The organism is Streptomyces sp. WAC05374, assembly GCF_004353505.1.
Lineage (GTDB): Bacteria > Actinomycetota > Actinomycetes > Streptomycetales > Streptomycetaceae > Streptomyces.
The window spans coordinates 14,050-34,710 of sequence record NZ_SMNQ01000008.1 but is presented as its reverse complement, the minus strand read 5'-3'; the positions used below and the strand labels follow the sequence as shown (position 1 = coordinate 34,710).

19 protein-coding genes and 1 pseudogene are annotated in these 20,661 nt (G+C 73.5%); 8 read left to right on the top strand and 12 right to left on the bottom strand.

What is annotated here, in order from left to right; genetic code table 11:
* Nucleotides 1–11 precede the first annotated feature (11 nt).
* From E2B92_RS17395 to E2B92_RS17385, 4 genes are all read left to right on the top strand, one after another.
* Nucleotides 12–1,610, top strand: a complete 1,599-nt coding sequence (locus E2B92_RS17395; protein ID WP_126884009.1) for an FAD-dependent monooxygenase — start codon at nt 12–14, stop codon at nt 1,608–1,610.
* A gap of 86 nt (nt 1,611–1,696) precedes the next feature.
* Nucleotides 1,697–1,783, top strand: a complete 87-nt coding sequence (locus E2B92_RS34140; RefSeq protein WP_338015579.1) for a putative leader peptide — start codon at nt 1,697–1,699, stop codon at nt 1,781–1,783.
* Between the two features lie 79 nt (nt 1,784–1,862).
* The gene (locus E2B92_RS17390; RefSeq protein WP_126884010.1) at nt 1,863–2,390 is read left to right on the top strand and encodes a cysteine dioxygenase; all 528 of its coding nucleotides are present in this window, start codon (nt 1,863–1,865) and stop codon (nt 2,388–2,390) included.
* Nucleotides 2,387–2,770, top strand: coding sequence for a rhodanese-like domain-containing protein (locus E2B92_RS17385; protein ID WP_443070285.1), 384 nt, complete (start codon nt 2,387–2,389; stop codon nt 2,768–2,770). The genes E2B92_RS17390 and E2B92_RS17385 overlap by 4 nt, the downstream gene beginning before the upstream one ends.
* Before the next feature lie 86 nt (nt 2,771–2,856).
* On the opposite strand, the pseudogene recX reads toward E2B92_RS17385, so the two are convergent.
* From recX to E2B92_RS17365, 4 genes and pseudogenes are all read right to left on the bottom strand, one after another.
* Nucleotides 2,857–3,540: pseudogene (gene recX / locus E2B92_RS17380) on the bottom strand (recombination regulator RecX); the annotation flags it as partial.
* Nucleotides 3,431–4,561: a recombinase RecA gene (gene recA, locus E2B92_RS17375; protein ID WP_126887646.1), complete on the bottom strand. Its 1,131-nt coding sequence runs from the start codon at nt 4,559–4,561 to the stop codon at nt 3,431–3,433. The pseudogene recX and the gene recA, both read right to left, overlap by 110 nt.
* A gap of 206 nt (nt 4,562–4,767) precedes the next feature.
* Entirely contained in the window at nt 4,768–5,985 is a 1,218-nt protein-coding gene (locus E2B92_RS17370) for an AI-2E family transporter (RefSeq protein WP_392917955.1), read from the bottom strand.
* Between the two features lie 358 nt (nt 5,986–6,343).
* Nucleotides 6,344–6,538, bottom strand: coding sequence for a DUF3046 domain-containing protein (locus E2B92_RS17365; protein WP_126887645.1), 195 nt, complete (start codon nt 6,536–6,538; stop codon nt 6,344–6,346).
* Between the two features lie 79 nt (nt 6,539–6,617).
* On the opposite strand from E2B92_RS17365, the gene E2B92_RS17360 reads away from it, so the two are divergent.
* A complete protein-coding gene (locus E2B92_RS17360) occupies nt 6,618–7,526 on the top strand; it encodes a hypothetical protein (RefSeq protein WP_126887644.1) in 909 nt (302 codons plus the stop codon).
* Nucleotides 7,527–7,601: 75 nt separating this feature from the next.
* Here E2B92_RS17360 and E2B92_RS17355 read toward each other — a convergent pair whose 3' ends face one another.
* From E2B92_RS17355 to E2B92_RS17345, 3 genes are read right to left on the bottom strand one after another with little or no spacing between them, the layout of a single operon-like run.
* Complete coding sequence (locus E2B92_RS17355; protein ID WP_126887643.1) at nt 7,602–7,910, bottom strand: AzlD domain-containing protein; 309 nt, start codon at nt 7,908–7,910, stop codon at nt 7,602–7,604.
* Nucleotides 7,907–8,656: an AzlC family ABC transporter permease gene (locus tag E2B92_RS17350; protein WP_126887642.1), complete on the bottom strand. Its 750-nt coding sequence runs from the start codon at nt 8,654–8,656 to the stop codon at nt 7,907–7,909. The genes E2B92_RS17355 and E2B92_RS17350 overlap by 4 nt, the downstream gene beginning before the upstream one ends.
* 9 nt (nt 8,657–8,665) lie before the next feature.
* Nucleotides 8,666–9,538 (bottom strand): AraC family transcriptional regulator, encoded by an 873-nt coding sequence (locus tag E2B92_RS17345; RefSeq protein ID WP_126887641.1) that lies wholly within the window; start codon nt 9,536–9,538, stop codon nt 8,666–8,668.
* Between the two features lie 104 nt (nt 9,539–9,642).
* Between E2B92_RS17345 and E2B92_RS17340 the strand changes: the two genes are divergently transcribed.
* The 3 genes from E2B92_RS17340 to E2B92_RS17330 all read left to right on the top strand — a co-directional run bounded on the left by E2B92_RS17340 (nt 9,643) and on the right by E2B92_RS17330 (nt 15,998).
* Nucleotides 9,643–14,274, top strand: coding sequence for an ATP-dependent helicase (locus tag E2B92_RS17340; RefSeq protein ID WP_126887640.1), 4,632 nt, complete (start codon nt 9,643–9,645; stop codon nt 14,272–14,274).
* 108 nt (nt 14,275–14,382) lie between these two features.
* Nucleotides 14,383–15,201, top strand: coding sequence for an Fpg/Nei family DNA glycosylase (locus E2B92_RS17335; RefSeq protein ID WP_126887639.1), 819 nt, complete (start codon nt 14,383–14,385; stop codon nt 15,199–15,201).
* Nucleotides 15,202–15,233: 32 nt separating this feature from the next.
* Nucleotides 15,234–15,998, top strand: a complete 765-nt coding sequence (locus E2B92_RS17330) for an SDR family NAD(P)-dependent oxidoreductase (protein WP_126887638.1) — start codon at nt 15,234–15,236, stop codon at nt 15,996–15,998.
* Nucleotides 15,999–16,517: 519 nt separating this feature from the next.
* On the opposite strand, the gene E2B92_RS17320 is transcribed toward E2B92_RS17330, so the two are convergent.
* The 5 genes from E2B92_RS17320 to rimO all read right to left on the bottom strand — a co-directional run bounded on the left by E2B92_RS17320 (nt 16,518) and on the right by rimO (nt 20,349).
* The gene (locus E2B92_RS17320) at nt 16,518–17,003 is read right to left on the bottom strand and encodes a Dps family protein (protein ID WP_126887637.1); all 486 of its coding nucleotides are present in this window, start codon (nt 17,001–17,003) and stop codon (nt 16,518–16,520) included.
* 185 nt (nt 17,004–17,188) lie between these two features.
* Nucleotides 17,189–17,572 carry a helix-turn-helix domain-containing protein gene (locus tag E2B92_RS17315; RefSeq protein ID WP_126887636.1) on the bottom strand — a complete coding sequence of 128 codons (384 nt, stop codon included), beginning with the start codon at nt 17,570–17,572 and terminating at the stop codon, nt 17,189–17,191.
* Nucleotides 17,573–17,681: 109 nt separating this feature from the next.
* Nucleotides 17,682–18,203 carry a CinA family protein gene (locus tag E2B92_RS17310; RefSeq protein WP_126887635.1) on the bottom strand — a complete coding sequence of 174 codons (522 nt, stop codon included), beginning with the start codon at nt 18,201–18,203 and terminating at the stop codon, nt 17,682–17,684.
* On the bottom strand, nt 18,200–18,874 hold the full coding sequence (gene pgsA, locus E2B92_RS17305) for a CDP-diacylglycerol--glycerol-3-phosphate 3-phosphatidyltransferase (protein ID WP_126887634.1): 675 nt from the start codon (nt 18,872–18,874) through the stop codon (nt 18,200–18,202). The genes E2B92_RS17310 and pgsA overlap by 4 nt, the downstream gene beginning before the upstream one ends.
* On the bottom strand, nt 18,871–20,349 hold the full coding sequence (gene rimO / locus E2B92_RS17300; RefSeq protein ID WP_126887633.1) for a 30S ribosomal protein S12 methylthiotransferase RimO: 1,479 nt from the start codon (nt 20,347–20,349) through the stop codon (nt 18,871–18,873). The genes pgsA and rimO overlap by 4 nt, the downstream gene beginning before the upstream one ends.
* Nucleotides 20,350–20,661 lie beyond the last annotated feature (312 nt).

The following is a 20,661-nucleotide window of genomic DNA, read 5'->3' as shown; positions in this document are numbered from 1 at the left end:
GGAGCCGCGCCGTGGACCCGGTGATCGTGGTCGGAGCCGGCCCCGTCGGACTGGCCGCCGCCCTGGCGCTCGCCGCCCAGGACGTCCCCTCCGTCGTGCTGGACGAGGGCCCCGGCAAGGAGGAACCGCGCGCCGCGCGCACCGCCGTGCTCCGCCCCGACACGGCCGCCTTCGTGGAGCGCCTCGGCTGCGCCACCGTACGGGACGAGGGCGCGCGCTGGACCGGCTGGCGGTCGATGCGCCGCAGGCAGCAGATGCGGCACGTCGAGTTCGGGCTCGACGCGCCCTCGCCGCTGCACATCCCGCAGCACTCCCTGACCCGCGGACTGCGGGAGGCCATCGCCGCGCTCCCGGACCCGGACCTGGTCCGGGTGGTCACGCACAGCCGCGTGGACGGCGTCGAGCAGGACCCGCACGGCGTGACCGCCCACACCCGCGGTCCCGGGGCGACGTCCTGGCGCGGCAGCCACCTGGTCGGCTGCGACGGCGCCCGCTCGACGGTGCGCAAGCTGCTGGGCGTCCGCTTCCCGGGGCGCACGGCGGTGGAACGGCACGCCGTGGCCGCCCTCCACGTCGAACTCCCCTGGCCGGACGAGGCGGTGCTGCACCGTCAGCCCCCGTGGCGCGGCGTCGGCGAGGAGGTCACCGCCCGGCCGTTGCCGGACGGGGGCTGGCGGCTCGACTGGCTGCTGCCGCCGCGCGGTGACCTGGTGACACCCGACGCGCTGGTGGCGCGCATCCGCGAGACGCTGTCCGGCTGGTGCGGTGCGACACCGGCGTACGACCTGGTCGACACCGGTGTCTACACGCTGCACCACCGGCTCGCGAAGCGGTGGCGGGTGGACCGGGCCTTCCTCGCCGGGGACGCCGCCCACCTGCTGGGCGCGCTCGGTACGCAGGGGCTCGACGAGGGGCTGCGGGACGTCGAGAACCTGGCCTGGAAGCTGTCGCTGGCCTGGCACCACGGCGCCTCGGACGCGCTGCTGGACAGCTACCAGGCCGAGCGGCGCACGGCGGTCGCCGCCCGGCTGCGGGCGGCCGACCAGGCGCTGCCGGTGCTGCGCGGGGCGGGCGGACTGCGGACGTACCTGCGCGGTGGCGGACACGACACCCTGCTGACGGACGGGCACGTGGGGCGCGGCCCGCTGGGCGCCCCGCCCGCGTACCCGCACTCCCCCCTGGCGCCCCCGCCCGCAGAGGGACACACCGGCGTCGGTACGCCGCCGGGCGCGCCGGTCGCCGATGTGCGGGTCACGGCTCCGGAGGACGGCACGACCGTGCGGCTGCGGGACCGGCTGGGCCGCGGCCGGCTCCTGGCGGTGCTGGTGGCGCCGGGTACGGGGGTGTGGGACCGGCGGCACTGGATGTCGGCGGGCGTGATGCCCCGGCTGGTGGAGGCGGTGGCCGGGCTGCCGGTGGAGGGCGAGGTGCTGGTCACGGAGGCCTACCCGGGCGCTGCCGCGCACACCCTGCTGCTGGTGCGGCCCGACGGGCACCTGGCGGCGGCCTTCTCCGGGGTGCGCCCGGCGGAACTGCACGCGGCGGCCGACGCCGTGCGGGGCGGCGCGCCGTCGCCCGAGCACAGCGACCGGACCGCCGACGTCAACTGACACCGCTGACGCGACCGACGCGCTCGGCGCGTCTGACGTGGTTGACGCGATTGACGCGATCGGGAGGACGTGCTGTACTCCCGATCATGAACGGCACCGACGTGCGCCTGTGGCGGAGGGTCCATATGGACCTGGTCCGTTACGCGGGCTGCGTGTGTCGTCGGTCCTGCTGAACTCGCTGTTTTTCTTGCGCGCCGTTCTCCGTGCGCGCTCCTCCCGCGAATTCGCCTCCAGGACCCAGGACGGTTTTCCGTGTCCCAGTCTGTTTCCCCCGCCGCGGCCACTGACGCGCCGACGGCTGCCCACCTGCTCGACTTCGTCCGCCGCACGGCGGCCGACACCGCACTGGTCGCCTCCCTCCCGCTCGACCCGGAGGGCCGCACATGGGTACGGCTCGACGGCCCTGGCGGCAGTGAGGCCTGGCTCATCGGCTGGCCGCCCGGCACCGGCACGGGGTGGCACGACCACGCCGAGTCCATCGGCGCCTTCGCCACGGCGCGCGGCGCCCTGAAGGAGAACTCCCTTGCCGTACGGCTGCCTTCGGGCGGTTGGCGCGCTCTGGAGCTGCACGACGGCGTCGACCGTGAACGCCTGCTGCGCACGGGCCAGGGGCGGGCGTTCGGCCGGCACCATGTGCACGAGGTGCTGAACGAGTCCGTCACCGAGCACGCGGTCTCGGTCCACGCGTACTACCCGCCGCTCCCGCTGATCCGCCGCTTCAGCCGCACCGGCCCGGTGCTGCGGCTGGAGCAGGTCGAGCGCCCGGAGGACTGGCAGTGAACATCGACGAGTTGCTGGAACGGGTCCGGGCCGGCCTGCACCGCCTGACCCCGCCCGAGGCGTTCGCGGCGGCCGGGGCGGGTGACGCGCTGCTGGTCGACATCCGGTACGCGGCGCTGCGCGAGCGCGACGGGCTGATCCCCGGCGCGCTGGTCGTCGAGCGCAACGAACTGGAGTGGCGCCTCGACCCCCTGGGCAGTCACCGCGCCCCGGAAGCGGTGAGCCACGACCTGCGCGTCGTGGTGATCTGCGACGAGGGCTACGCCTCCTCCCTCGCGGCGGCCTCCCTGCACCAACTGGGCCTCCATCGCGCCACCGACCTCATCGGCGGCTTCCAAGCCTGGAAGGCCCACGACCTCCCCACCACCCCCTCCCCCTGACGCAGCCCCCACCCCGGCCGCCTGCCCCCGTGGCGGGGCGGGTGTGCCAGGCACGCCGTCCGAGCCACCGGCGCGGGGCCGGGCGGTCAGAAGCCCTCGGGTGGGAGGTCTTCCAGGTCCTCCCCCTCCTCCTCCAGTGCCTGGCGCACGACCCGCAGGGCCATGCCTTCCGGGTAGCCCTTGCGGGCGAGCATGCCCGCGAGGCGGCGGAGGCGGCGGTCGCGGTCGAGACCGCGGGTGGCCCGGAGCTTGCGGGCGACCAGCTCGCGGGCCGTCTCCTCCTCCTGCTCGGAGTCGAGCTGACCCACCGCTTCGTCGATCAGCTCGGCATCCACCCCCTTGGTGCGCAGTTCACGCGCGAGGGCGCGGCGGGCCAGGCCCCGGCCGTGGTGCCGGGACTCCACCCACGCGCCCGCGAAGGCCGCGTCGTCGATCAGGCCGACGTCCTCGAAGCGGGAGAGGACCTCGTCGGCGACCTCGTCCGGAATCTCACGTTTGCGCAGCGCGTCCGCGAGCTGCTTGCGGGTGCGCGGGGTCCCGGTGAGCAGGCGCAGGCAGATCGCCCGCGCCCGCTCAGCCGGATCCTGGGGCGACAGCTCCTTCTCGGCCCTCGACGAGTCGGCGCTGTCGCCCGGCCATTCGGTGCGCCGGACCACGGGGTCAGGCCTTGGCGGCCGCGGTCTTGGTCGCCTTGGCCGCCTTGGCCGCCGGGGCCGGGACCGACTTGGCCGGCTCGTCCGCGGCCGCCGCCGCGCCCGCCGCGTCCGTGGCCGGCTCGGCCGCCGGGGTCTCGGACCGGACGCCGACGCCCAGCTTCTCCTTGATCTTCCTCTCGATCTCGTTCGCGAGGTCGGGGTTGTCCTTCAGGAAGTTGCGGGCGTTCTCCTTGCCCTGACCGAGCTGGTCGCCCTCGTACGTGTACCAGGCGCCCGCCTTGCGCACGAAGCCGTGCTCCACGCCCATGTCGATCAGGCCGCCCTCGCGGCTGATGCCCTGGCCGTACAGGATGTCGAACTCGGCCTGCTTGAACGGCGGCGCGACCTTGTTCTTGACGACCTTGCACCGGGTGCGGTTGCCCACCGCCTCCGTGCCGTCCTTCAGGGTCTCGATGCGGCGGATGTCGATACGCACCGAGGCGTAGAACTTCAGCGCCCGGCCACCCGTCGTGGTCTCCGGCGAGCCGAACATCACACCGATCTTCTCGCGGAGCTGGTTGATGAAGATCGCCGTGGTCTTGGACTGGTTGAGCGCGCTGGTGATCTTCCGGAGCGCCTGGCTCATCAGACGGGCCTGGAGACCGACGTGCGAGTCGCCCATCTCGCCCTCGATCTCCGCGCGCGGCACGAGCGCGGCCACGGAGTCGATGACGATCAGGTCGAGCGCGCCGGAGCGGACGAGCATGTCCACGATCTCCAGGGCCTGCTCACCGTTGTCCGGCTGGGAGAGGATCAGGTTGTCGATGTCGACACCGAGCTTCTTCGCGTACTCGGGGTCGAGGGCGTGCTCCGCGTCGACGAACGCGACCTGGCCGCCGGCCTTCTGCGCGTTGGCCACGGCGTGCAGGGTCAGGGTCGTCTTACCGGAGGACTCCGGGCCGTAGATCTCCACCACACGGCCGCGCGGCAGGCCGCCGACGCCGAGCGCGACGTCGAGCGCGGTCGAGCCGGTCGGGATGACCTCGATGGGCTCCATCGACCGCTCGCCCATGCGCATCACTGCGCCCTTGCCGAATTGCCGTTCAATCTGTGCGAGCGCGGCGTCGAGCGCCTTCTCGCGGTCGGTTCCTGCCATGGGTTCCACCCGGTTTGCTTGAGTCGATCGCTTCACGTCAAAGACGCTAACCCCTGCCACTGACAATGGGCCCCGACGTCCCTCCGGCCTGTGGATAACTCGGCGGCCGACACCTCGCCGCCCCCGCGTTTCCGGGCCCGGAACCCCCATGAGAATGGATGTTCGATTTTGGTGTCAAGCGAGCCACACCGGCGCGCCGGGACGGGTCAGGAGCCGTCCGCGGCCGGCGATCCGCTGTCCGGCTCCTTCTCCTTCTTGGCCCGCAGAGCCCGCTGCACACGGGCCAGGACGGCCTCGCCGTGCCGCCGGTGGCCGTGCATCCGCGGGTCCTCGGTCACGTCGTACCGCTTCACGTACGCGCCGAGGAACGCCTGCAGCGTGGCGACCGCCGGGATCGCGATCAGCGCACCGACCGCGCCGAGCAGCGCGGTGCCCGCCACCACCGACCCGAAGGCCACGGCCGGGTGGATGTCGACGGTCTTCGCGGTGAGCTTGGGCTGAAGCACGTAGTTCTCGAACTGCTGGTACACCACCACGAAGGCCAGCACCCACAGCGCGTACCAGGGGTTCTCGGTGAAGGCGATCAGCATCGGCAGCGCCCCGGCCAGGTACGTACCGATGGTGGGCAGGAACTGGGAGACCAGCCCCACCCAGACGGCGAGCGCCGGCGCGTACGGCACCGCCAGGAACTCCAGCAGCACGTAGTGGGCGACGCCGGAGATCAGCGCCATCAGCCCGCGGGAGTACAGGTAGCCGCCGGTCTTGTCGACGGCGATCTCCCAGGCGCGCAGCACCTCGGCCTGCTTGGCGGGCGGCAGCACCGAGCACAGCGCCCGGCGCAGCCGTGGGCCGTCGGCGGCGAAGTAGAACGAGAACAGGAAGATCGTCAGGAGCTTGAACAGCCCGCCGAGCACGGTCGCCGAGATGTCCAGCACCCCGCTCGCGCTGTTCTGGACGTACTTCCGCAGCCAGTCGGAGCGCAGCAGGCTGTCCTGGACCTCGACCCGGGACAGCTCGGTCTGGAAGGTGCGGTTGATCCAGTTGATGAGCGAGTCGAGGTACCGGGGGAAGTCCTCGACGATCTCGACGATCTGGCCGGCCAGCATCGAGCCCAGCAGCACGACGAAGCCGATGCTCGCCGCCAGGACGGCGAAGAAGACCAGGAAGGTGGCGAGACCGCGGCGCATCCCCCGGGCGGCCATCCGCCCCACGGCCGGCTCGATGGCGAGGGCCAGGAAGAACGCGATGAGGATGTTGATCAGCAGGCCGATGAGCTGGTGGAACGCCCAACTGCCGAGCTGGAAGCAGGCGTAGAGGGCGAGGGCCAGCACCATGGCCTTCGGGAGCCAGCGGGGCATGCGGGCGGCGGGAGCCCCGCCCGCGGCCGGCGCGCCCCCGCCCCCACCGCCGCCCGGCACGGACACGGAGGCCGCAACGGATCCGGACGCCGGCCCCGGCCGCGCCGACGTCACTACGGACGCGCCGGACCCGGCCTGCACGGGCACGACGGCCTCGGCCTCGGCCTCGGCGGATGAGGACCCGTCGGCCCCGGCTCCGGCCGGCTCTGTCGCCCCGGCCGTCGCGTCCGCCGCCGGCGCCTCGGTCCTGCTCGGCGGCACGGAGGCCGCGTGGTCGCCCGGTGACGCGGGGTCGCCGGTCACGGGCTCGGTGGTCGTCGTCTCGGTCTCGTCAGTCGGGGCCACGGAGCAAGTCTCGCGCACAGCGGTGACAAGCGGCCGGTCAGCCCGGCGATCGCCCCGTCACCGCGTCATCCCGCCCGCGTCACCGCTTGTCCGCGGGGACGTCCACGGCCGCGCAGACCGCGCGCCAGACGTCCTTCGCCTCCCACCCGGCGTCCAGCGCCTCGTACACCGTCCGGCCGCCCAGCTCGGACATGACATGGTCCCGAGCGAAGGACTCGGCGTACCCCTCACCGAAGTGGTCCGCCATCCGCTCCCAGAAAATCGTCAACCGCATGCCCCAAGTATCCCGCTCCTGAGAGTGCAGCCCGGTCCGCGCCGCTTGCCGAAAGCCCTTTCCGCCCTACGGTCGGAACATGGCTGGAACTCTCCTCTCCCGCGCCGAGCACTTCATCTGGCTGACGGCCCGCGTGCTCGAACAGCGGCGGTTCGCCTATCACTTCCTGGGTGGTGGCGCCGACCCCGTGGAGACCGCCCTGAGCGCGTACCTCAACGAGGACGGAGGGTACGGACACGCCTTGGAGCCGGATCTGCGCGGGCCCGTGAGCCAGCCGCTGCACACCGCGATGGCCCTGCGGGTGCTGGACTCCATCGGGCGCTGCGGCGGGCTGCGCGTGGAGCGCGTCTGCCGTTACCTGACGGGGGTGTCCACGCACGACGGGGCCCTCCCGGCCCTCCACCCCTCGATCCGGGGCTATCCGGTCGCGCCGTTCATGCCGGTCGTGGACGACCCGCCGAGCGAGCTGCTGGCGACCGGCCCGGTGGTCGGGGTGCTCCACCGCAACCAGGTCTGGCACGCGTGGCTGTTCCGCGCCACGGACTTCTGCTGGGCGGCCGTGGAGGCGCTGGAGAAGTCGCATCCGTACGAAATCCAGGCCGCCGTCGCGTTCCTGGACGGCGTTCCGGACCGGGCCCGCGCGGAGGCGGCCGCCGACCGGCTCGGCCGCCTGGTGCGGGAGCAGCGGCTGGCGGTGCTCGACCCGGAGCGCGTCGACGCGTTTCCGGTGGCGCCGGGCTACGCCCCGGGTGAGCATCACTTCCCGCACGACTACGCGCGCGTGCCGGATTCACTCGCCCGGCGCTGGTTCACCGACGAGGAGATGGCCCGGTCCCTGGACCGTCTCGCCGCGGACCAGGAGGAGGACGGCGGCTGGCCGGTCCGATGGCGCCAGTGGGCGCCGGGCACCGCCCTGGAGTCGCGTCCGGTCGTGACCATCGAGGCGCTGCGTACGCTCAGGGCCCACGGCCGCCGGATCGACGGCTGACCGCTCACCGCCGGCCACCTCGGCGGCCGGGTGACGGGGCCTCTCCGTGCCGTGTCGGGCCGCGCAAGGCCGCCGTCAGCCGCCGATGGCGCGTACGCCCGCCGTGACCACGACAGCGGCGGCGACCACGACCAGGAAGGGCGCCCTCAGCACCAGGGCGAGTGCCGCCGCTGCGAGGCCCGCCCCGCGCGCGTCCACGACGAGCGAGGCGTCCGTGCTGAAGGTCTGCTGCGCGGTCAGCGCGGCCAGCAGGGCGACGGGGAGCAGCGCCGACAGCCGCTGCACGAGCGGGCGCTCCAACGCCCCGGCGGGCACCAGGAGGCCGGCCAGCTTCAGGAGGTAGCAGCCGGCGGCGGTCAGTCCTATGGCGATCCAGACGGTCATCGGTCCGTCCCCTTCCCGCCCGCACGCAGGGCCTTGCGTCCTTCGAACCACAGCACCGCGGGCGCGGCGAGCGCCGCGACCAGCACCGGTACTCCCGCCGGGAGCACCGGCAGGAAGCCGAGCCCCAGGACGACGGCCAGCGCGGCGACCGCCCGTTCGGTGGCCGTGCGCAGCATGGGCGCCAGCAGGGCGAGGAAGACGGCCGGCCCGGCGGCGTCCAGCCCCCAGGCGTTCGTGTCACCGATGGCCTCGGCGCCCAGCGCTCCCAGGAGTGTGGTCAGGTTCCACAGCACATAGAGGGTGAGTCCGGTGACCGTGAAGCCGATCCGGGCGGCCCGCCGGTCCGGCTGGGCGAGCGACACGGCCGCCGTCTCGTCGATGACCCAGTGGGCGGCGAACGGCCGCACCGGGCGCCGCAGGGCGAGGAGCTGTGACAGCCGCAGCCCGTAGAAGGCGTTGCGGGTACCGAGGAAGAACGCTCCCGCGGCGGCGGTGAACGGGTTCCCGCCCGCCGCGAGCGCCCCGACGAGCGCGAACTGCGAGGCTCCGGTGAAGACCAGCAGGCTGAGGGCGCAGGTCTGGAGCAGTCCGAGCCCGGCCCCGGCGGAGGTCACGCCGAACGCGAAGCCGGAGAGCCCGACGGCCACGCCGACGCCGAGCGCGTCCCGTACGACGGCCCGGTCGGGCCGGACCGCGGCCGGCGGTCCTGTTTCCCTGAGCGCTGTCTGTGCTGTCTGTTCTGCCACGCCCCGACGTTACGAATCCGGGAGCTGCCCGGTCTTGTACGTTCTTGCGCGCTCGCGCTGGTAGGCGCCGGGCGGCACGCCGACGATCCGGGTGAAGTGCCGGTTGAGGTGGGGCTGGTCGGTGAAGCCGACCGCGGCGGCGGCAGCGGCCGGTGAGGTACCGGACTCCAGCAGGCGGCGGGCGGTACGCACGCGCGCGTTGGTCAGCCAGGTGTGCGGGGGCATGCCGTAGGCCGCCTTGAAGGCGCGCAGCAGGGCGAAGGGGCTGGTGCCGAGTTCCCGTGCCAGCGCGTCCAGGGACGGCGGCTCGGCCATGCGCTGCTGGAGGGCTTCCCTGGCGAGGGCGGCCGTGCGGGCCCCGGCGGCCAGGGGCCGGCGCTGGGGCAGGGACTGGCCGTGGCGGCGCAGCAGGCGGGCGACGGCCACCCGCAGGACGCTGTCGGCGGCCAGCGCGTTGCCCTCCTCGGCCGCCCGGTGCACGGCGCTGATGAGCCGGGCGGTGTCCTCGTCCTCGACGATGGTCTCGGCGAAGCCGGCGGTGCCGCGCAGGGTCGTCTCCTCCTCCGCGATCGCGGCGACGAGCGCCGACGACGGGTAGAGGGTCGCGTACGACCAGCCCTCGGGGACCCCGGCGTGCGCGGCGTGCGGCACCTCCGGGTTGATCATGACGACGGTGCCGGGGCGGGCCCGGATGGTGCCCTCGGGCATGACGACGTCCTCGACCCCGCGCCGCACGGCACCCAGAACGAACCCCTCGTGGCTGTGGCGGGTGAAGGAGTGGCGTACGTACCGGGCGCGGAGCAGGTCGAGCCCGGGCACGCCGGGGTACTGCCAGTGCCGGGCCCATTCGCCGTGCTGTTCCTGCCCCCGTCTGCTCGCCATTCCTCCATTCTGCGCCCCGGCCGCACCCCGCTGACCTCGGCGTCCATGGTGCGGACAGCGCTGCTCGCGCCGGAATGTCAGTGGCGGGGTGCACGATGGGGGGCATGGCCAGGACTGCGCTCGACTCCTTCTCCCCCGCCACACGCGGCTGGTTCACGGGGGCCTTCCGCGCGCCCACCGCGGCCCAGGAAGGCGCCTGGCGGGCGATCGGCGAGGGGTCGGACGTCCTCGTCGTGGCCCCGACCGGGTCCGGCAAGACCCTGGCCGCCTTTCTCGCCTCTCTGGACCGGCTCGCGTCCACGCCGCCGCCCGCCGACGCGAAGAAGCGCTGCCGCGTGCTGTACGTGTCTCCGCTCAAGGCGCTCGCGGTCGACGTCGAGCGCAATCTGCGCAGTCCGCTGACCGGCATCCGCCAGGAATCGGTCCGTCTCGGCCTGCCGGAGCCGGACGTGCGGGTCGGCATCCGCTCGGGCGACACCCCGGCCGCCGAGCGGCGCTCGCTCGCCACCAGGCCGCCGGACATCCTGATCACCACCCCCGAGTCGCTGTTCCTGATGCTCACCTCCGCCACGCGGGACGCCCTGTCCGGCGTGGAGACGGTGATCCTGGACGAGGTGCACGCGGTCGCCGGCACGAAGCGGGGCGCCCACCTCGCGCTCTCCCTGGAGCGGCTGGACGAGCTGCTGCCGCGCCCGGCACGCCGCATCGGCCTGTCCGCCACGGTCCGCCCGGTGGACGAGGTGGCCCGCTACCTGTCCCCGCGGCGGAAGGTGGAGATCGTCCAGCCGCCGTCGGGAAAGGAGTTCGACCTGTCGGTGGTGGTCCCGGTCGAGGACCTGGGCGAGCTCGGCGGGTCCCCGGCGACCGACACGGATCAGGCCGAGCGGCCGTCGATCTGGCCGCACGTGGAGGAGCGGATCGCCGACCTCGTCCAGGCCCACCGTTCGACGATCGTCTTCGCCAACTCCCGGCGGCTGGCCGAGCGGCTGTGCAACCGGCTCAACGAGATCGCCTACGAGCGGGCCACCGGAGAGGCCCTGCCCGAGGACCAGTCCCCGGCCGAGGTGATGGCGCAGTCCGGCGCGGCCAAGGGCGCCCCGTCCCTGCTGGCGCGGGCGCACCACGGCTCGGTCTCCAAGGAGCAGCGGGCCCTGGTCGAGGAGGACCTCAAGGCGGGCCGGCTGCCCGCCGTGGTCGCCACCTCCAGCCTGGAGCTGGGCATCGACATGGGGGCGGTCGACCTGGTGGTGCAGGTCGAGTCGCCGCCGTCCGTGGCCTCCGGCCTCCAGCGCGTCGGCCGCGCCGGGCACCAGGTGGGTGCCGTGTCGACGGGCGTGGTGTTCCCCAAGTACCGGGGCGACCTGGTGCAGGCGGCGGTGGTGACCGAGCGGATGCGTTCGGGCGCCATCGAGTCGATGCGTGTCCCGGCCAACCCGCTGGACGTCCTGGCCCAGCAGCTCGTCGCCATGGTCGCCCTGGACACCTGGCAGTTCGACGACCTGCTCGCCCTGGTGCGGCGGGCCGCGCCGTTCGCGTCGCTGCCCGAGTCGGCGTTCACCGCCGTCCTGGACATGCTCGCCGGGCGTTATCCGTCCGACGCGTTCGCCGAGCTGCGCCCGCGCGTGGTGTGGGACCGCGTCGCCGGCACGGTGACGGGCCGCCCCGGGGCGCAGCGCCTGGCGGTCACCTCCGGCGGCACGATCCCCGACCGGGGCCTGTTCGGGGTGTTCCTGGCGGGCGCCGACCCGAAGAAGGGCGGCGGGCGGGTCGGCGAGCTCGACGAGGAGATGGTGTACGAGTCGCGGGTCGGTGACGTGTTCACGCTCGGCACCTCCTCGTGGCGGATCGAGGACATCACGCGCGACCGGGTGCTGGTCTCCCCCGCGCCCGGTGTGCCGGGCCGGCTGCCGTTCTGGAAGGGTGACCAGCTCGGGCGGCCGCTGGAGCTGGGCCGTGCGGTGGGCGCGTTCCTCCGCGAGGTGGGCTCCCTGGCGCCGGACGACGCGCGGCTGCGCCTGCTGGCGGCGGGCCTGGACGCCTGGGCGGCGGACAACGTCCTGGCGTACCTGGACGAGCAGCGCCGGGCGTGCGGCCACGTGCCGGACGACCGGACGATCCTGGTGGAGCGGTTCCGCGACGAGCTGGGCGACTGGCGGGTGGTGGTGCACTCGCCGTTCGGCGCGCAGGTGCACGCCCCGTGGGCGCTGGCGCTCGGCGCCCGGCTCACCGAGCGGTACGGCATGGACGCCCAGGTGATGCACGCCGACGACGGCATCGTGCTGCGGCTGCCCGACGCGGACCTCATGGGCCTGGACCTGCTCGACCAGGACCCGGCCACGCCCGGCCCGGAGTACGACAGCGACCAGGCGCCGGTCGGCGCCGCCGACGTCCTGTTCGACAAGGGCGAGGTGGACCAGATCGTCACCGACCAGGTCGGCGGCTCGGCGCTGTTCGCGTCCCGGTTCCGCGAGTGCGCCGCCCGCGCCCTGCTGCTGCCGCGCCGCAACCCGGGCAAGCGCACGCCCCTGTGGCAGCAGCGTCAGCGTGCCGCCCAGTTGCTCCAGGTGGCCAGCGAGTTCGGCTCGTTCCCCATCGTTCTGGAGGCGGTCCGCGAATGCCTCCAGGACGTGTTCGACGTCCCGGGGCTGCGGGAGCTGATGGGCGACATCGAGTCCCGCCGCGTCCGGCTGGTCGAGGTCACCACCCCCGAGCCGTCCCCCTTCGCACGTTCCCTCCTGTTCGGCTATGTGGCGCAGTTCCTGTACGAGGGGGACTCGCCGCTCGCCGAGCGGCGGGCCGCCGCGCTGTCCCTGGACTCGCGGCTGCTGGCCGAACTGCTGGGCCAGGCGGAGCTGCGCGAGCTGCTGGACGCGGACGTCCTGGCCGAGCTGGAGGGCGAGCTCCAGTGGCTGACCGAGGACCGGCGTGTCAAGGACGTGGAGGGCGTGGCCGACGTGCTGCGCGTCCTCGGCCCCCTCACCGGCGCCGAGCTGGTCGAGCGCGGCGCCGATCCGCAGTGGCCGGAGCACCTGGAGAAGACCCGCAGGGCCATCCGGGTCCGTATCGCGGGCGCCGAGCACTGGGCGGCCGTCGAGGACGCGGGCCGGCTGCGCGACGCCCTGGGCACCGCCCTGCCGGTCGGCGTGCCGGAGGCCTTCACCGAGCCGGTCAAGGACCCGCTGGGCGACCTCCTGGCGCGGTACGCGCGCACGCACGGGCCGTTCACCTCCGCCCAGGCCGCCGCCCGGTTCGGTCTCGGTATCGCGGTCACCGACGGGGTGCTGCACCGGCTGGCCGCCGCGGGCCGCGTCGTGCAGGGTGAGTTCCACCCGTCCGGCATGGGCCAGGAGTGGTGCGACGCGGCCGTACTGCGCCGGCTGCGCCGCCGTTCGCTGGCCGCGCTCCGCCATGAGCTGGAGCCGGTCCCGCCCGCCGCACTCGCCACGTTCCTGCCCCAGTGGCAGCACCTGGGGAGCAACAGCCTGCGCGGCATCGACGGGCTGGCCCGCGCCATCGAGCAGCTCCAGGGCGCCCCCGTCCCCGCCTCCGCCCTCGAGAAGCTGATCCTGCCGTCCCGCGTGGCCGGCTACGGCCCGGCCATGCTCGACGAGCTCACCACCACCGGCGAGGTCGTGTGGGCCGGCGCGGGCGCCCTGCCCGGCAAGGACGGCTGGGTGTCGCTCTACCTGGCCGACGCGGCGCCCCTGCTGCTTCCGGCGCCCCACCCCCTGGAGCTGACGGCGCTCCACGAGTCGGTGCTGACCGCCCTCTCCGGCGGCTACGGCCTGTTCTTCCGCCAGATCGCCGACCAGGTCCGCGCGACCACGCACCCCGACGCCACCGACCCCCAGCTCGCCGACGCCCTGTGGGACCTGGCCTGGTCCGGGCGGCTCACCAACGACACCCTGGCACCCCTGCGCTCCCTGCTCGGCTCGGGGCGTACGGCGGGGTCCACCGCACACCGCGCCAAGCGCACCGTCCCGCGCGGCCGGTACGGCACCCTGACCGCGGCCGCCCGCCCCTCCGGCCGCCCCGTGTCCCGTTCCGGCCCGCCCACCGTCAGCGGCCGCTGGTCGCTCCTCCCGCCACCGGAGCCGGAGCCCACCCACCGCGCCCACGCCCTGGCCCGCACCCTGCTGGACCGGCACGGCGTGGTCACCCGGGGCGCGGTGGCCGCCGAGGGTGTGGAGGGCGGCTTCTCCGCGACGTACCGCGTCCTGTCGGCGTTCGAGGACAGCGGCCAGGCGCGCCGCGGCTATGTCGTCGAGGGCCTGGGAGCCGCCCAGTTCGCGATGGACGGTGCCGTCGACCGTCTCCGGGCGGCGGCCACCGCCCGCGACCGCGCCGACTCCGCGGCCGCCCCGCGCGCCGTCGTCCTCGCCGCCGCCGATCCGGCCAACGCGTACGGCGCCGCGCTGTCCTGGCCCGAACCCCCCACCGGCGCCGGCCACAAACCGGGCCGCAAGGCGGGCTCCCTCGTGGTCCTCGTCGACGGTGAGCTCACGCTCTACATGGAGCGCGGCGGCAAGACCCTGCTGTCCTGGCCGACCGAACCGGACGACCCCGCCCTCCAGGCCGCCGCCGACGCCCTCGCGGCAGCCGCCCGCGCCGGCTCCCTCGGCACCGTCACGGTCGAGCGGATCAACGGCGCCGCCGCCCTCACCTCGCCCCTCTCCCGCTCCCTGGAGGCGGCCGGCTTCCACGCCACCCCCCGAGGACTCCGCCTCCGCGCCTAGCGCCCCGCAGCGGCGCCGTAAGCCGTCAGCATGGACCGGCCACGAGAGCCGTACGGTCCCGTAGCCGTCGCCGCCCCTCCCCCGCCCTACGTCCCGCATCATGGACCCATGCCCGAAGGAGACACCGTCTGGCTGACCGCCCGTCGTCTGCACACCGCCCTCGCGGGCAAGCTGCTGACCCGCTCCGACCTGCGGGTCCCGCGGTTCGCCACCGCCGACCTCACCGGCCGGACACTGCTCGACGTCACGCCGCGCGGCAAGCACCTCCTCACCCGCATCGAGGGCGGCCTGACCCTCCACTCCCACCTCCAGATGGACGGCGCCTGGCGCGTCTACGCATCCGACGAGCGCTGGACCGGCGGCCCCGGCCACCAGATCCGGGCCATCCTCGGCACCACGACGCACACCGCCGTCGGCTACCGCCTCCCCGTCCTGGAGCTGATCCGCACCACCGACGAACCGTCCGTCGTCGGGCACCTGGGGCCCGATCTCCTGGGCCCCGACTGGGACTTCGAGGAAGCCGTGCGCAGGGTGTGCGCCGACCCGGCACGCCCCCTCGGCGAAGCGCTGCTGGACCAGCGGAACCTGGCGGGCATCGGCAACGTGTACAAGTGCGAGCTGGCCTTCCTCGCCCGTGTCACGCCCTGGCTCCCGGTCGGCGAACTCCCGCCCGGGGTACCGGAACGGCTGGTCGCCACCGCGCACCGCCTGCTGGAGGCCAACAAGGAACGCTTCGACCGGCGGACGATCACCACCACCGACCGCCCCGACCGCAAGCTGTACGTCTACGGGCGCAAGAACCGGCCCTGCTACCGCTGCGGCACCCCCATCCACCGCAAGGACGAGACCGCACGGGAGCGCATCTCCTACTGGTGCCCGGGCTGCCAGTCCGGCCCCGCACCGGCCCCGGAGCCCCCCACTGGTTGACGGTCCGTCAGATCGCGGCGTACGGTCCCGGCATGCCACTGTCGGCGTACGACCTCACGGGCCGCAGCGCGTTCGTCACCGGGGCCGCCGGCGGCATCGGCCGAGCGACCGCCGTCCTGCTCGCCGAGGCGGGGGCCACTGTCCACTGCGCGGACCGCGACGCGGCAGGGCTGCACGGGACCCGCGCGCTCATCGACGCCCAGGGCGGCACGGCCCGCATCCACCCGCTCGACGTGACCGACCGCCACGCCCTGCGCGCCGCCGTGGAGAGCGCCGGGCCCCTGCACGTGATGGCCGCCATCGCGGGCGTCATGCACACCAGCACGGTTCTGGAGACGACGGACGCCGACTTCGACCGCGTGTTCGCCATCAACTTCAAGGGCGTCCTGTACGCGGGTCAGCAGGCGGCCCGGTCGATGATCACGCACGGCGTGGCGGGGTCCATCGTCACGATGGCGTCAGGGGCGGTGGACGCGGCGAGCCCGGGCCTGCTCTGCTACGGCGTCGCGAAGGCAGCCGTGGTCCAGCTCACCCGGACGCTCGCCGCCGAGCTGGGACCGCACGGCATCCGCGTCAACGCCGTGGCGCCCGGCTGGGTTCGTACGCCCATGACGCAGCGTCATGAGGCCGACCGTCAGCGGCGGATCGAGGCGGGCATGGTGCGGCTGTCCCCGCTCGGCCGGGTCGGGGAGCCCGAGGACATCGCCCACACGGTCCTCCATCTGGCCTCGGACGCCTCGTGCTTCACGACGGGCCAGATCCTCCGCCCGAATGGCGGCGTAGCCATGCCCTGGTAGCCGGAACCCAGGAGCGGGACACCTCGCGCCACGTACCGGCCCCGCGCCACGCGCCGACCCCACCGAGAACACCCGAGCCGACCCCGCCACCGGAACCACCATCACCCCCGGCGCCGACCCCCACACCACCCGCACCAGCGACACCACCCCCGAATCCGCCCGCCCCACCGTCCCCGGAACCACCCCCGGAACCGCCCGTCCCACCCGCACGGGAGGAGGCGACGTGTACGGGGAGCAGGCTCAGCCCCCAACCGCTCGCCGCCATGGTGCCCTCGACGAGTCCGGCCTGCCCGGGTGCCAGTGCCAGTCTCAGCACCGCCCACCACCACAGCCCACCGAGCACCAGCGCGAGTGCGAGCGCCGGCAGCGGAACCCGTCGCCGTACCATGGCCGCCTCCTCCGGTCGACGCTAGACCGGGACGATCACGTGACGGGAGGGCGTACCGTTGCGCGGCTCCGGCGCACGCCGGGCGCTGCGGCACACCCTCCCGTCCGGTTCATCCGTGTGCTCGCCGGGGCCTACGGGTTGTCCGCCTGACGGCTCTCCGCCTGGAACATCCACGCGTGCTTCTCGAGGTCGGCGGTGAGGGCGATCAGCAGGTCCTGCGTCACCGGGTCGGGCTTGTCGGTCTCCTCGATCCGCGCACGCATCCGTCCGATCACCGTCACGAGCGCGTCCACCATGATCCTGACGGCTTCATCGTCCTTGATCCATCCGGTGGGAACGTTCTTGATCGCCGTGCTGGACGCGATCGTCCCGGCTCGCCCGTCCGGGGTGACGCCCAGAGCCGAAGCCCGCTCCGCCATGACGTCGGAGTGCTGGCGGGCGGTGGCGACGACCTCGTCGAGCTGAAGGTGGATGGAGCGGAAGCGCGGTCCCACCACGTTCCAGTGCACCTGCTTCGCCACCAGCGACAGGTCGACCGCGTCCACCAGTGCCCCTTGCAGCGCTTCGCCGACCACCTTCAGGTCGTCGTCCGACAGCGGGCTCTTCACGACAGACATCCGAATCCTCCGTTCCGGCGTGCGGCGGGAGCGCACGCCCAACCACCATTGCACATACGACCTAAAACGGGCATTCGGGGGTAAACGAAAGCCCCGGTCGGCCATTCGGGTACCCGACCGGGGCTCAGCTCAAAACGTGCGCCCTCAAAAACGCGTGCGCACAAAGGTCACGCGCGCTGGAGTGCTCAGGCGGCGACGACGTCCACCGCCTCTGCTGGCGCCTTGATCGTCACCCGCTCCGTCGGCACACCCGTCACCGACGTCACGGACACAGAATTGAGCATCGGGCGTACTGGTGCCGGCACCGGCTCACTCGCCGCTGCCGATTCGGCCAGCTCAGCCAGCGAGAGCTCGTCGCTCACCTCTCGCATGAGCTCGGACATCCGTACGTCAAGCGCGTCGCAGATCGCGGAGAGCAGCTCGGAGGAAGCCTCCTTCTGCCCCCGCTCCACCTCGGAGAGATAGCCGAGCGAGACTCGGGCGGACGAGGAGACTTCGCGCAGAGTACGGCCCTGGCGCTGGCGCTGCCGACGCAGCACGTCACCCAACAGGCGACGGAGCAGAATCATCGGTGGCTCCCTCCTCGGACCGTGTAGCCGCATCCTTCACGCCCCACCGTACCGCCTCGCGCTGCGGCCGTGCGGGGAGCGATGACGTGTTCACTCAGGGCTGCAAACATCAGTTCCCCCCGTTCTGTTCCGTATCCTGTGCCCGCGCATTCTCCGAGAGTTGGTCCGCGAGCAATTCCAGCACGCTCCGTACACTCTCTCTACGGATTTCCGCACGGTCGCCGTTCAATCGCAGTGCCGCGACTTTCCCCGCGCCGAGGGGCCCGCCGACCGGCCCGCACACGGCGACGTACACCGTGCCCACGGGCTTCCCGTCCTGGGGGTCGGGGCCCGCGACACCCGTCGTGGCGATCCCCCATCCGGCCCCCAGCCGCGCCCGTACACCCGCCGCCATCTGCAACGCGACGTCCGGGTCGACGGCCCCGCGCCGGGCCAGCAAGGCCGCGTCGACGCCGAGCAGGTCCTGCTTCAGCGCGGTCGCGTACGCCGTGACGGACCCCAGGAAGGACTTCGAGGCGCCCGGTACGGAGGTCAGCTCCGCCGCCACCAGACCACCCGTGAGGGACTCGGCGACGGCGACCGTCTGGTCACTCTCCGCAAGGAGGGCCAGAGCCCGCGCCGCCGCGTTCATCGCCCCGGCTCCGTCCGGGAGCGCTCCGCTCGTTCCGCCGCGAGTCCCTGACGTCGCAGGACCACCGCCTGTCGCACGTAGTCGAGACCGGTGACGACCGTCAGCACGACGGCCACCCCCATCACCCAGAAGCGGAGTGTCGCCAGCGGCCCGGTCAGCGCCAGGACGTACATCCCGACCGCCGTGCCCTGTGCCAGGGTCTTCATCTTGCCGCCGCGACTGGCCGGGATCACTCCGTGGCGGATCACCCAGAACCGCATCAGGGTGATGCCCAGCTCACGGAAGAGGATCACTCCGGTCACCCACCAGGGCAGGTCCCCGAGCGCCGACAGACAGATCAGCCCCGCCGCCATGATCGCCTTGTCGGCGATCGGGTCGGCGATCTTCCCGAAGTCCGTGACCAGGTTGTACGCGCGCGCCAGGTGACCGTCGAAGATGTCGGTGATCATGGCGACGGCGAACGCCGCCCACGCCCAGGCGCGCCAGGCCGGGTCGTACCCGCCGTCCTGGAGCATCAGCACCACGAAGGCCGGCACGAGCACCAGCCGGACCATGGTGAGGATGTTGGCGATGTTCCACAGGCTGGCCTGATTCACGGCCGCAGCGCCGAGCTTGCCGCCGGGCACCGGCCTACCCGTGCCGCCCGCAGCGGATGCCGGGGCTCCGGTCATCTGGCCGCCTCCTCAAGGCACTCGGCCACCAGGTCGACGCCCTCCGTGCCGACGGCCTTGGCCGTGACCATGCGGCCGGGTACCAGGCCCTCGGTCGTCGTGAAGACCACCTGGCCGTCGGTCTCGGGCGCCTGGTGCGCGGCGCGGCCGACGGCGCCGTCCCCGTCCGGCGTCCCGTCCACCGACTCGACCAGTACCTCCAGGGTCTCGCCGAGCCGCTCCTCCGCCCGCTGGGCGGTCAGCTCCTCGGCGAGCCGGGACAGGTGGGCGAGCCGCTCGTCGACGACGTCCTGGTCGAGCTTGTTCTCGTACGTGGCGGCCTCGGTGCCGTCCTCGTCCGAGTAACCGAAGACGCCGATGGCGTCGAGACGCGCGTGCGTGATGAAGCGTTCCAGCTCGGCGAAGTCCTCCTCGCTCTCGCCGGGGAAGCCGACGATGAAGTTGGACCGCACACCGGCCTGGGGGGCCTTGCCCCGGATGGTGTCGAGCAGCTCCAGGAACCGGTCCGTGTCCCCGAAGCGCCGCATCGAGCGCAGCACCTCGGGCGCCGAGTGCTGGAAGGACAGGTCGAAGTACGGCGCGACCTTCTCGGTCGACGTCAGGACGTCGATCAGCCCGGGCCGCATCTCGGCGGGCTGGAGGTAGCTGACGCGTACGCGCTCGATCCCGTCGACCGCCGCCAGCTCCGGCAGCAGGGTCTCCAGGAGGCGGATGTCGCCGAGGTCCTTGCCGTACGAGGTGTTGTTCTCGGAGACCAGCATGATCTCCTTCACGCCCTGCTCGGCCAGCCAGCGCGTCTCGCCCAGGACGTCGCTGGGGCGCCGGGAGACGAAGGAGCCACGGAAGGACGGGATGGCGCAGAACGAGCAGCGGCGGTCGCAGCCGGAGGCCAGCTTCACGGAGGCGACCGGGCTGGTGTCGAGCCGGCGGCGCAGCGGGGCGCGCGGACCGGACGCGGGGGCGATGCCCTCGGGCAGGTCCGCCGGGGCCGGCGCGGGCTCCTGGGAGTGGCCCGGCAGGGCGACCGCGGCGGCGGCCTCCTGGCGCTGCACCGGGCTGAGCGGCAGCAGCTTGCGCCGGTCGCGCGGGGCGTGGGCCTCGACGCTGCCGCCGCTGAGGATGGTCTGGAGGCGGGTGGAGATGTCGGCGTAGTCGTCGAAGCCGAGCACTCCATCGGCCTCGGGCAGCGCCTCGGCGAGCTCCTTGCCGTACCGCTCGGCCATGCAGCCCACGGCGACGACGGCCTGGGTGCGGCCGTGGTCCTTCAGATCATTGGCTTCGAGCAGGGCGTCGACGGAGTCCTTCTTGGCGGCCTCGACGAAGCCGCAGGTGTTGACGACCGCGACATCCGCGTCGGCGGCTTCCTCGACGAGCTCCCAGCCGTCCGCTGCCAAGCGGCCTGCGAGCTCCTCCGAGTCCACCTCGTTACGGGCGCAGCCAAGAGTGACAAGGGCGACGGTACGGCGTTCGGGCATGGACTCAAGACTACTTCGTCCCAGCGACACCCCCACCGCTCAGGGGTCACACCCCTGAGCGCCGCACAGGGCCACACCCGACGCGGCCCCCATAAACCACCCGACCCGGTGGTCCCCCGCCCCGCAGGGGCCCTCCACGGCCTCCTACGCCCCATTCACGACCGTCCGGCGCCCGGCCCCAGCCGCCGACCGGGCCGTCGGCCTGCCACCCGGCCGGAGGGCGGGACGCGAGCGGGGCCGACCGGCCCCGCCCCACCAGCAAGCGGCGCCCCACCCACCAGGCTGGCCACCCCGCCAGGGCGGTCACCCCAC

Coding starts and splice junctions, on each gene's coding strand:
- E2B92_RS34140 (WP_338015579.1), top strand. CDS start 1,697: ATGAACGGCACCGACGTGCGCCTGTGGCGGAGGGTCCATATGGACCTG.
- recA (WP_126887646.1), bottom strand. CDS start 4,561: ATGGCAGGAACCGACCGCGAGAAGGCGCTCGACGCCGCGCTCGCACAG.
- E2B92_RS17365 (WP_126887645.1), bottom strand. CDS start 6,538: ATGCGGTTGACGATTTTCTGGGAGCGGATGGCGGACCACTTCGGTGAG.
- E2B92_RS17360 (WP_126887644.1), top strand. CDS start 6,618: ATGGCTGGAACTCTCCTCTCCCGCGCCGAGCACTTCATCTGGCTGACG.
- E2B92_RS17355 (WP_126887643.1), bottom strand. CDS start 7,910: ATGACCGTCTGGATCGCCATAGGACTGACCGCCGCCGGCTGCTACCTC.
- E2B92_RS17345 (WP_126887641.1), bottom strand. CDS start 9,538: ATGGCGAGCAGACGGGGGCAGGAACAGCACGGCGAATGGGCCCGGCAC.
- E2B92_RS17340 (WP_126887640.1), top strand. CDS start 9,643: ATGGCCAGGACTGCGCTCGACTCCTTCTCCCCCGCCACACGCGGCTGG.
- E2B92_RS17335 (WP_126887639.1), top strand. CDS start 14,383: ATGCCCGAAGGAGACACCGTCTGGCTGACCGCCCGTCGTCTGCACACC.
- E2B92_RS17330 (WP_126887638.1), top strand. CDS start 15,234: ATGCCACTGTCGGCGTACGACCTCACGGGCCGCAGCGCGTTCGTCACC.
- E2B92_RS17320 (WP_126887637.1), bottom strand. CDS start 17,003: ATGTCTGTCGTGAAGAGCCCGCTGTCGGACGACGACCTGAAGGTGGTC.
- E2B92_RS17315 (WP_126887636.1), bottom strand. CDS start 17,572: ATGATTCTGCTCCGTCGCCTGTTGGGTGACGTGCTGCGTCGGCAGCGC.
- E2B92_RS17310 (WP_126887635.1), bottom strand. CDS start 18,203: ATGAACGCGGCGGCGCGGGCTCTGGCCCTCCTTGCGGAGAGTGACCAG.
- pgsA (WP_126887634.1), bottom strand. CDS start 18,874: ATGACCGGAGCCCCGGCATCCGCTGCGGGCGGCACGGGTAGGCCGGTG.
- rimO (WP_126887633.1), bottom strand. CDS start 20,349: ATGCCCGAACGCCGTACCGTCGCCCTTGTCACTCTTGGCTGCGCCCGT.